General features: G+C 30.1%; 13 protein-coding genes and 1 pseudogene. 8 read left to right on the forward strand and 6 right to left on the reverse strand.

All coding sequences use genetic code 11. The features are described from left to right. Positions 1 to 54 precede the first annotated feature (54 nt). Positions 55 to 603, reverse strand: coding sequence for a hypothetical protein (locus tag B4J88_RS14580; protein WP_221856659.1), 549 nt, complete (start codon positions 601 to 603; stop codon positions 55 to 57). A gap of 590 nt (positions 604 to 1,193) precedes the next feature. On the opposite strand from B4J88_RS14580, the gene B4J88_RS14585 reads away from it, so the two are divergent. The 3 genes from B4J88_RS14585 (at position 1,194) to B4J88_RS14595 (ending at position 3,793) form a co-directional block, all read left to right on the forward strand. After that, positions 1,194 to 1,349, forward strand: coding sequence for a hypothetical protein (locus B4J88_RS14585; RefSeq protein ID WP_291046670.1), 156 nt, complete (start codon positions 1,194 to 1,196; stop codon positions 1,347 to 1,349). Positions 1,350 to 1,412: 63 nt separating this feature from the next. After that, positions 1,413 to 3,113 carry a tetratricopeptide repeat-containing sensor histidine kinase gene (locus tag B4J88_RS14590; RefSeq protein WP_291067961.1) on the forward strand — a complete coding sequence of 567 codons (1,701 nt, stop codon included), beginning with the start codon at positions 1,413 to 1,415 and terminating at the stop codon, positions 3,111 to 3,113. 14 nt (positions 3,114 to 3,127) lie between these two features. Beyond that, the gene (locus B4J88_RS14595; RefSeq protein ID WP_221856653.1) at positions 3,128 to 3,793 is read left to right on the forward strand and encodes a response regulator; all 666 of its coding nucleotides are present in this window, start codon (positions 3,128 to 3,130) and stop codon (positions 3,791 to 3,793) included. Here the strand turns inward: B4J88_RS14595 and B4J88_RS14600 are convergent. The 5 genes and pseudogenes from B4J88_RS14600 to B4J88_RS14620 all read right to left on the reverse strand — a co-directional run. After that, positions 3,790 to 4,323, reverse strand: a pseudogene (locus B4J88_RS14600) (LysR family transcriptional regulator); the annotation flags it as partial. The gene B4J88_RS14595 and the pseudogene B4J88_RS14600 overlap by 4 nt on opposite strands. 15 nt (positions 4,324 to 4,338) lie before the next feature. Then, positions 4,339 to 4,473: a hypothetical protein gene (locus B4J88_RS14605; protein ID WP_257468223.1), complete on the reverse strand. Its 135-nt coding sequence runs from the start codon at positions 4,471 to 4,473 to the stop codon at positions 4,339 to 4,341. 90 nt (positions 4,474 to 4,563) lie between these two features. Next, on the reverse strand, positions 4,564 to 5,220 hold the full coding sequence (locus B4J88_RS14610) for an SCO family protein (protein WP_291067962.1): 657 nt from the start codon (positions 5,218 to 5,220) through the stop codon (positions 4,564 to 4,566). Beyond that, the gene (locus B4J88_RS14615) at positions 5,213 to 5,509 is read right to left on the reverse strand and encodes a YHS domain-containing protein (protein ID WP_219035055.1); all 297 of its coding nucleotides are present in this window, start codon (positions 5,507 to 5,509) and stop codon (positions 5,213 to 5,215) included. Before B4J88_RS14615 ends, B4J88_RS14610 begins: the two co-directional genes overlap by 8 nt. A gap of 68 nt (positions 5,510 to 5,577) precedes the next feature. Continuing rightward, complete coding sequence (locus tag B4J88_RS14620) at positions 5,578 to 5,889, reverse strand: hypothetical protein (RefSeq protein WP_291067963.1); 312 nt, start codon at positions 5,887 to 5,889, stop codon at positions 5,578 to 5,580. Between the two features lie 248 nt (positions 5,890 to 6,137). On the opposite strand from B4J88_RS14620, the gene ppk2 (B4J88_RS14625) reads away from it, so the two are divergent. The 5 genes from ppk2 (B4J88_RS14625) to B4J88_RS14645 all read left to right on the forward strand — a co-directional run. Then, positions 6,138 to 6,944 (forward strand): polyphosphate kinase 2, encoded by an 807-nt coding sequence (ppk2, locus tag B4J88_RS14625; RefSeq protein ID WP_312150877.1) that lies wholly within the window; start codon positions 6,138 to 6,140, stop codon positions 6,942 to 6,944. A 17-nt stretch (positions 6,945 to 6,961) separates the two neighbouring features. After that, the gene (gene ppk2, locus B4J88_RS14630; protein ID WP_286484696.1) at positions 6,962 to 7,780 is read left to right on the forward strand and encodes a polyphosphate kinase 2; all 819 of its coding nucleotides are present in this window, start codon (positions 6,962 to 6,964) and stop codon (positions 7,778 to 7,780) included. Positions 7,781 to 7,797: 17 nt separating this feature from the next. Beyond that, positions 7,798 to 8,601 (forward strand): polyphosphate kinase 2, encoded by an 804-nt coding sequence (ppk2, locus tag B4J88_RS14635; RefSeq protein ID WP_291067964.1) that lies wholly within the window; start codon positions 7,798 to 7,800, stop codon positions 8,599 to 8,601. A 115-nt stretch (positions 8,602 to 8,716) separates the two neighbouring features. Further along, complete coding sequence (gene rplS / locus B4J88_RS14640) at positions 8,717 to 9,067, forward strand: 50S ribosomal protein L19 (RefSeq protein WP_019975296.1); 351 nt, start codon at positions 8,717 to 8,719, stop codon at positions 9,065 to 9,067. A gap of 276 nt (positions 9,068 to 9,343) precedes the next feature. Further along, the coding region (locus tag B4J88_RS14645; protein WP_219035057.1) for a TonB-dependent receptor plug domain-containing protein at positions 9,344 to 10,141 on the forward strand (798 nt) is incomplete at its 3' end.

Genomic DNA, 10,141 nt, shown 5'->3' on the forward strand with positions numbered 1-10,141 from the left:
TATATATCATTTCTAACAATCAAAACACTCTTCATCTCACATGTTGAGTGTTTTTTATTGTTCATTATTTAAGACATATTTAGTTAAAATATATTTTGTGACAGGTTTCAATGTTTTACCATTTTCGGAATGTAAACCATAATTGGTAAAAAATTCTACTTCACCATTTTTCTTTGTATACCAAACTTTATCAAGTGCATTTTTAAAATTTAAAGTATCAGGTTTTGTGATTTTCTTCAATTGAAAAACAGCTTCGTTATATGGAACAGCATTCATTTGTGGCGAAGTTTTTTCGCATTCTATTTCTTCATAATGATTTTCTTTCCAAACCATACAAGACGAATTTTGATTCATTGAATTAAGAAATAATCCTCCGCTAGCCAAAATCATAGCAATACCACTTCCAGCAATTACTTTATTTCGTTGAAGTTTTATTTTCTGAAAGAAATTATTCTTTTTTGATGGAAGATTAATTATTGATTCTTCTTCAGAAATATTATTATCTATTATTGGTTCTACGGATGCGATTTCTTCTACATTAACTTCTTTTTCTTCATTTTTTTGTCTGCTGATTTTTTTGATTAAAATCTCCAAAACTTTCATAACCGATATAATGAGCAAGAATGTTTAATAAATCAGGAATTATTTCCTTCTTTAAATTATTTTCTTTCACGAAATCATCAAAATATCTTGAAAAAAGATTTGCTTGTTATAGGATAATTATAATCATCTGAAATTACTTTTTCTAAATGCACAGACATTCCATTTTTTCTTCAACTCCCAAATTCATTTTTTGCTTTCTCAAAAACTTTTTCGAATAGATATTTTTTCGTAGACATTTCATTTTTAATTCTTTTACAAAGTAGACAAATTTTGGACAAAATAAATTACGGTTTACCGTAAAACAAGCTGTCCAATAATTGTCCAAAACTTGTCTATTGTTTGTTTAACAGCGACTTTGTGTTCTGTATTTACTTTGCAATAGAAATCAAAACAAAAACAAAAAACTTGATTTCTGAAAACGTAGTCTCGAAAATAGTTGAGGTGATTTGAAGGGAAGCATTTTTCCTGAATTGTTCTCAAGACTACAAAAAACTTCCTACTAAAGAAGCGCTTCTTTTTTCTCGTGTACACTACTCGCAATCTGTTTTGTGAGGAAGAGCACCTATATCAAAAAATTAAAAATTTAAGCTATGTTAGAATTATTATTCGCTTTATTGGGATTCTTTTTACCAAATCAAAATGCAAACACAATTTCACAAGATCAACATCCAGTTGTACAAACTTCATCAGATAGTATAGACGGTGATACAAATGGAGAAAAAGGGGATGTTCCTGTGAAAAAATAAATCATCAACGGATAGAGTAATCTATCCGTTTTTTGTTTAGCTTTAGGTTGTAAATATGGAGATTTGAGAAAAATTTTATTTTTTTATTTTATACTTTTTATTATTTCATGTCAACAGTCTAAAAACAAAGAGATTGAGCAGGATAATTTAGATAATAAAGCTTATGATAAAGCATGGAAGTTTTATGAAAAACAAGAGAATGATAGTGCTTATGTTTATTTTAATAAAGCATATTCAGAATTTATAAAACTGAATAACAAACATCAAGCATCAAAATGTATGATAAATATGGCTTTTATTTCTAAAGATCAAGGAGATTGGTTTGGAAGCCAAGAATTAATTATTTCTTCGGTAAAATTATTAAACCCTAAAATAAGTGAAGAAAAAGAAACACTTTCTAGTGCATATAATATTTTAGGGCAAACTTCTCATGATTTAGGAAATTTTAATGATGCTATAGATTATTATCAAAAAGCAATTGATTTTTCTACAGAAAAAGATGTTTATATTATCAATCAAAATAACATTGCAAATAGTTATCGTTACGATAAGCAGTATGATGAAGCGATAAAGATTTACCAAGAATTACTAAAAGATAAGAATACAATTGAAAATCCAAAAGAATATGCGCGAATTACTGATAATTTAGCATATACCAAATGGTTAAAAGACAATAAGTCCAATGTTATAAATGAATTAAATAAAGCGTTAAATATTAGATTAAAGGAAAATGATTTGTGGGGACAAAATGCAAGTTATGCGCATTTAACAGATTATTTTTCAAATTTAGATTATAAAAAAGCCTTGGACTATGCTAATAAAAGAAAACAAATTGCTTTCGAAAATAAGAGTGCGGGCGATAAATTAGAAGTTTATCAACAACTTATTTTATTAGACAATCCTACAAATGCAAAACAATATTTTGAAGCTTATCAAAAGCTAAACGATAGTATTCAGTTAGAACGTAACAGAGCGAAAAATCAATTTGCGTTGGTGCGTTATGATTCGGAGAAAAATCGTGCAGATTTTTTGAATGCTGAAGCAGAGAATGAAAAGAAGAAAAATGATATTTTAAAACTTTACATTCTAATCGGTTTATTGATCGTTTTGTTTGTTTTTGGATATTTTTTGTACAGAAAAAGAAAGCAAAAATTAGAGCAAGAGAAAGTTTTGTTGCAACAAGAAAAGGTTTTGGAAGTCAAAAAAACAGAACTGAAATATTCTAAAAAAGTACACGATAAAGTGGCGAACGGAATTTATCATGTGATGTCTGATATTGAGAATAAATCAGAATTTAATCGTGATCAAATTTTAGATAAATTGGAGGTGGTTTATGAAATTTCGCGCGATATTTCCTATGATAGGATTGATGAAAATCAACAAGAAAATTTTGCAGAAAAATTAGCACAATTGATAAGTTCTTATGATTCGGAACAAGTCAAAATATATTTGATTGGAAATGAAAAAGAACTTTGGAGAAACGTAAAAGATTATGCTAAAACAGAGGTTTTCTTAGTGATGCAAGAATTGTTGACGAACATGAAAAAACATAGCGAAGCTTCACGAGTTATACTAAATTTTAAAGAAGAAAACCAACAAATTATTATCAATTATTCAGATAATGGAATTGGGATTTCGGACTTAAAACCTAAAAATGGTTTGCAAAATACGGTTTCACGTATTTCTAATCTAAACGGAGATGTTATTTTTGAAACTGAAAATGTGAATGGTCTAAAAATTAAGATCATATTTCCAATTCAATAACCTAAATAAAAAGTATGTTTAAAAAAGTATTAATTGCAGAAGATTTTGAGAGTTTTAATATTTCGATTCAGAAAGTTTTAAAAGATTTACATGTAGAAAATCCTGATTATGCTTTTTATTGTGATGATGCATTCTTGAAAGTGAAAAAAGCATTGCACGACAATCAACCTTATGATTTATTGATTTCTGATTTGTCTTTTGAAGAAGATCATCGCGAGCAAAACTTGAAAAGTGGACGAGATTTAATTGAAGCTGTAAAAGCAATTCAGCCAAATTTGAAAGTGATTGTTTTTTCGGTAGAAAAGAAAGCGGATATGGTGGATAATCTTTTCAAGGAATACCATATAGATGGGTTTGTGGCGAAAGGAAGAGAAGATTCGAAAGAGTTGAAAAAAGCGATACAAACTGTTTTTGCGGGCGGAATGCATTTGGAATTGGACATGAAACGTAGTATCAAACAAAAAAATACGTATGAAATAACTTCGTATGATGTTACGTTAGTTTCTTTGCTTTCGAATGGAATTTTACTAAAAGATATTTCAAATCACTTAAAACAAAATAATATCAAACCTGCAAGTCTAAGTAGTGTAGAAAAGAGATTGGGCTCATTAAAAGAGTCGCTACAAATTACAAGTAATCATCAATTGGTTGCGTTTTTCAAAGATTTGGGAAGTATTTAACCCAAATCTTTACACCATTTATCTACAAAAATCTGTTGCAATTGCTCAATTTCTTTTTCGTAAATCGTATTTTTTCGTGAACCAAAATAGAGTGTATTTTCCAACGGTTTTTCACCTTGCCAAACCAATTTTATTTTACCAGAATTTAGTGCTTCTTGACATAAAAAGTCGGGAACAATAGAAAAGCCATTTCCATCGCTCAAACAACGAATAATAGAACTGATATTTGGGACAATATAATTTGGTTTGAAATCTGGATGTTCTTTAAAATTTTCTTTCCAAAAATGTTGCTCCGCAGCAGCTAATTTTTGAATCGGTTCTAAAATAAAATTATACAAAATTTTTCCTTTTTCAGTCGGAACCATTTTTCGCGCCGATCGATCAAATAATTTGTAGCCCGTATAGGCTTCTAACGAATTGAGATGTAAGCTAAAACCAGGTTGTGAAATAAATAATTGTTGCGCAGCAGCAGATAAAGTCCCAGTTTCATAAATTGCTTTAAATGTTCTGAACCATTCAAGATTTGATTGCTTAACTTCTAAATTTTAATTTTCATCATAAGGTAAATCGTCAGGATCTACATCAATATAATCGGGGTTTGGTAAGGTCGAAAGTCGATACGCTTTTATTGTTTTCAAATCCAATAAATTTGCTTTTACAACACGATGCATTCCGTCCATCAATTTTCCATAAGGACAAACAATAATTTGCTGTGATTTAGAAAATTATAATTAAAACAAAACCCTCCATTTTTAGGAGGGTTTTAAATTTTATTCTGCAAGAAGTTTTTTTATATCTTCTTTTAAAAATTCTATTTCAGGATGATATTTTCCAGCTAGAGAAGGTTCTTTTCCTTCAGGATCTTTGTAATTCAGTCCCGAATAAAACAGTATTGGAACACCCATTTTATCATATCGACTTCTGATATTTCCTTGTTTATCAACCAATGCAAGTTTTCCGCTGTGATTTAGACCTTCGGCAGTTGTTTCGTCTTTTCCAACATAAATATTGAATTTATCCGAAAGTTGCTCAATTTCTTCTCGATCCGAAGTCAAATAATGCCAATTCGGTGATTTTACACCAATTTGTTTTGCATATTCTAACAATCGTGCAGGTGTATCTCGTTTTGGATCAATTGTAATCGAAATAAAACCAAGGTTTGCATCATTTATTTCATCTTCTATTGTGCGTAAATTGTTACTCATTACTGGGCAAATCGTTGGACAACTTGTAAAGAAAAATTCTACAACGTACACTTTTCCTAACATATCACGATTTGTAATCGTTTGATTATTATGATTTGTCATCGAAAATTCCGGAACTTTCATTACCGTGTAAAGTTCATCTTTAGGCTTATTTTTTAGCCAAAAAACAGTTCCTATAACGCCTAAAATAATAACAATAACGGCTATTAATTGTTTATTCATGGATATGTTTTTCAGGATTTTTTAGAAACTCTTCTTTGCACATTGTCGAACAAAAACCATACGTTTTTCCTTGGTAATTAGCTGTGTCACTCAAATGATCTGCAGTTTTCATTCCGCAAATTGGATCAACTTCGTTCACAACCGCAACATCCAATTTAGTTACAGCTTTCATTTCTTCGTGAGAAACATGCTTTACTTCAAAATTCTCTTGTTTTGTTTGCTCTTTATTACAAGAAAATAATGCAAACCCTAAGACTATTAAAGAGAATGTGTTTTTTAAATTTTTCATTTTAGATTGTTTATTTGTTTTTAATTAATTGTTATCTGATTCTATAGTTTAGATCTATAAAAGAAAAATTAAACAATTGGAGGATGAAAAACTAAACGAATAATATAGTTAGAATTAATATCTTGATAATGATCAGTTGATAATTTATTTTTTTGCGTAAAATACTTTTTTGGAGAAATAATTTGTTTTTGAGGAACAATCGCATCTAAAATTTTGACCGAATTTTTGACAAAATGATTTTCTGGCTGATTCTTTTCACTTTTCGAAATTTCTTCTTTCAAATAGCAAAAACCATTACAAAGTAATTCAGGTTTTTCTCGATTTTCACAAAGTTCATTTGCGATTTCTTCATAATTTAAAACATAATCTATCATCGGCATTAAAGGACGAAATGCGATAGAAAATATGAGTGATATGAAAAATAGTATGCGCAAAAAACTAATTTATTGACAAATTTAACCAAATTGATTGAGGTTGAATATGATAAAATTTATGATTTTAAAAGAAAGATTTATCATAATCTTTACTTTTATGTTCTGTAAAATTTTTACCTTAAAAAAGATTTTACAATCTATAAATATTTATGAAAAAAAGTAAGATTTTAGATTTTACAACAACCGAAGAACTAATGCATTTTTTGGTCGAAAATCAAGAAGAAAATCCTCTCTATAAAAATGTGATAAAGAAGTTTGAATATGAAAATGAGTTACTAAAACTGCAATCAGAGTTAGTAAATCTTCAAAATTGGATTTCGACAGAAAAGAAAAAAGTTGCAATCATTTTCGAAGGACGAGATGCTTCAGGAAAAGGAGGTACAATTCGCCGTTTTCGCGAGCATCTTAATCCGCGTTCTATGCGTGTTGTTGCATTGAATAAACCTACAGAAGTCGAACAAAATCAGTGGTATTTTAATCGTTATATCAAAGAGTTACCAAATGCTGGTGAAATTGTTTTTTTTGACAGAAGTTGGTACAACAGAGCAGTTGTAGAGCCAGTTATGGGATTTTGTACCGAGCAACAATATGAGCAATTTATGGTGCAAGTTTCAGAATTTGAACATATGTTGTACGAATCAGGGACATATATTGTCAAATTGTGGTTTTCTGTGACTAAAGAGGAGCAGCAAACACGTTTTGATTCGAGGTTAAATAATCCGCTTAAAAAGTGGAAATATAGTCCAGTCGATGCAAAAGGACAAGAGCTTTGGGATGAATTTTCGCATTATATCAATCAAATGTTTACGCGCACGCACAACTCTTTTTCGCCTTGGATTATTGTCAACGCAAATGATAAAAATACGGCAAGATTAGAATCTATTCGTTATGTGCTTTCTTTGTTTAATTATAAAGGAAAAGAGGATGCCGAAGTAAATTTAATGGTAGATCCAAATGTGATTGAACGTTATTATCGAATGGTAAAAGAATTGAATCATTAATTTTAAATTGTAAGAAAATGGAGCTAAAACCGAAAGATTTAAAATTAATCGAAACCAAAAAAGGTCTTGTTGGACTTTTACAATCTGATCATGGAAAGTTGAATTTTGCGAAAGCCTTGCGTACTGTAAAATATGAAAATAGGATAGAGCAATTACAAGAAGAATTGATAAAATTACAAACTTGGGTAGCCGAAAATAAACGAAAAGTTGTGATTGTTTTTGAAGGTCGAGATGCAGCTGGAAAAGGTGGTGCAATTCGTCGAATTGTAGAACATTTAAATCCTCGTGAACATAGAATTATAGCACTTCCAAAGCCAAATGAAGTAGAACGTGGACAATGGTATTTTCAACGTTATGTTCGTCAACTTCCTCGTGAAGGAGAAATAGTCTTTTTTGATAGAAGTTGGTATAATAGAGCTGTTGTAGAGCCTGTAAATGGCTTTTGTTCTAATGACGAATATGAAACGTTTATGAACGAAGTGAATGATGTCGAAAAAATGTGGATCAATTCAGGTATATATTTGATTAAAATTTATTTTTCGATTACAAAAGAACAACAAGCAAAACGTTTTGCAGATATTGTAAATTCACCAACCAAACGATGGAAGTATAGTTCTGTTGATCAAAAAGCGCAAGATTTATTTGATGTTTATTCCGCTTATAAAGATGTAATGTTTGAGAAAACAAATACAGATGTTGCTCCTTGGAAAATCATTGATGCCAACAAAAAGTATAAAGCTAGAGTAGAAGCGATGGAATATATTTTGTCTAAAATACCTTATGATGATAAAAATAAACGTATTTTGAAACATCAAAACTTAGAAGAAGAAAATTAATCATCAAATCTATAATTATGGCCGAATTTGATTTAAACGATTTAGAGAAAATAAATAATAAACAAGAAATCATTGATTTTTTGGTTAAACATGATATTATAAAAGAAAAGAAGTTCAAAGAACAACTTGCTTATGAGAAAGAACTGAAGGAACTTCAAGAAAAATTGTTAGAAATACAATCTAAAGTTATTCAGGAGAATAAACGTGTACTAATTATTTTCGAAGGTCGAGATGCGGCTGGAAAAGGAGGAACAATTTCGAGAATAACAGAATTTCTAAATCCAAAAAAATATCGTGTTGAAGCATTACCAAAGCCGACCGAAATAGAACAAGGACAATGGTATTTTCAACGATATTTTAAAGAATTACCAAATGCAGGTGAAATTGTATTCTTTGATCGTTCTTGGTACAATAGGGCTGTTGTAGAGCCTGTTTTTGGATTTTGTACGGAAGATCAGTATTCAAAATTTATGAAACAAGCTGTAGAAGTAGAACAACTTTTACAAGATGATGGAATTATTCTGATTAAAATTTTTCTTTCAATTTCGAAAGAAGAACAAGCAGAACGTTTGCAAGACCGAAAAGATGATGAATTGAAACAATGGAAATTAGGTTCATTGGATCAAAAGGCACAAGAGTTATGGGATGTTTATACCAATTATATTGATAAAATGTTTCAAGAAACAGGAACTGAAAGCTCTTTTTGGATAGAAATTGAGACCGATGATAAGAAAGCGGCTCGACTTTTAGCGATGAAATCAATCATTGCTAAATTAGAAAATAAAACTTTTGAAAATGAATTAGTAAAAATTCATTCATAAAAGAAAGAGAATCATTTGTATAATCAAGATTTTTGATTAATTTTGCACCCACATTGTTCAACCTCTGACGAAAGACGTTTAAGTTGCTCAATTCAAATAAATTGAAATTATAATAATGGAAAATTTAGTAAAATACGTACAAGAGAAATACGTAGCTAAAAAAGAGTTCCCAGCTTTCGCAGCAGGTGATACTATTACAGTTTATCAAGAAATTACAGAGGGTGGAAAAACTCGTGTTCAGTTCTTTAAAGGGGTTGTTATCCAAAGAAGAGGACAAGGAACTACAGAAACTTTCACAATCCGTAAAATGTCTGGAGATGTTGGTGTAGAGCGTATCTTCCCAGTTAACATGCCAGCGTTACAAAAAATTGAAGTAAACAAAAAAGGTAAAGTTCGTAGAGCTCGTATCTTCTACTTCAGAGCATTACGTGGTAAAAAAGCTCGTATCAAAGACGCTGCTTACTAAAAACTGCTTTTTTAGGAAAAATATAAAATCCGTTCGATTATCGAACGGATTTTTTTTGGCTGATTTTGAAAGTTTAATATAAAATATTAAATTTTACCATTTCTTAACATTCTATTAAGAGTTGAAAAAATAGTTTAATATTTTATTGAAACAAGTAATCCCTAAAATTATTCTATATATTCTTTTATTACTTGGTTTATTTTTGTATTTGAATTGTAGAGTAATTCTTAAGTGTTTTTTTTAATACTTTTATTGTTAACAATTTTAACACAAGAGATGAGAAAAAAACAATTTAGAATTTTTAGTCTTCTTTTTGTTCTTGGATCGTTTGCTTATGCTCAAACTACAGGTCATGTAAAAGATTCTGATGGTTTTCCAGAAGCAGATGTAGAGGTAAAAATAAAAGGGACTGATAAGGCAGCTTACACAGATGAAAATGGAGATTTTAATATTGATGCCAAAATCGGTGATATTTTAATTATTAAAGGCAAGGAAATTACCGTTACTTCTGAGAATTTAGGAGATTTATCCACTCAATTAAATCCTAAAAGTGAGAATATAGATTTAGGAACTGCAGTTGTAACTGGATATTCTACACAACGTAAGGAAGAGGTAACCGCTGCAGTTTCTGTTGTAAATGCAAAAGACTTAATGGATGCTAAATCTCCGAACATTACCAATTTATTACAAGGTAAAGTTGCAGGTCTTAGAATTACAAGTAGCTCTGGACAACCAGGTTCAACGGCTTCATTACGTTTAAGAGGAAAAACAAGTATTTCTGCAGGAACAGATGCTTTATGGGTAGTTGATGGAGTGATTTATCATGGAACACCAAATATTAATCCAAATGATGTTGAAACAATTTCTGTATTAAAAGATGCTGCTGCAACTGCGCAATATGGTTCTCGTGGAGCGAATGGAGTAGTAGTTGTAACAACTAAAAGAGCCAGAGGAAATGGATTGGTTGTAAATGCAGATTATTCTACAAGTTATAATCGTTTCAATCCAGGGAAATTCGAAGTAATGAACGGAAATGAATTATATAATTTGTTTCTGTCGTACTTCATGACTTCG

This window comes from Empedobacter sp. UBA5036, from assembly GCF_002415215.1.
In the GTDB taxonomy this organism is placed as follows: Bacteria; Bacteroidota; Bacteroidia; order Flavobacteriales; family Weeksellaceae; genus Empedobacter; species Empedobacter falsenii_B.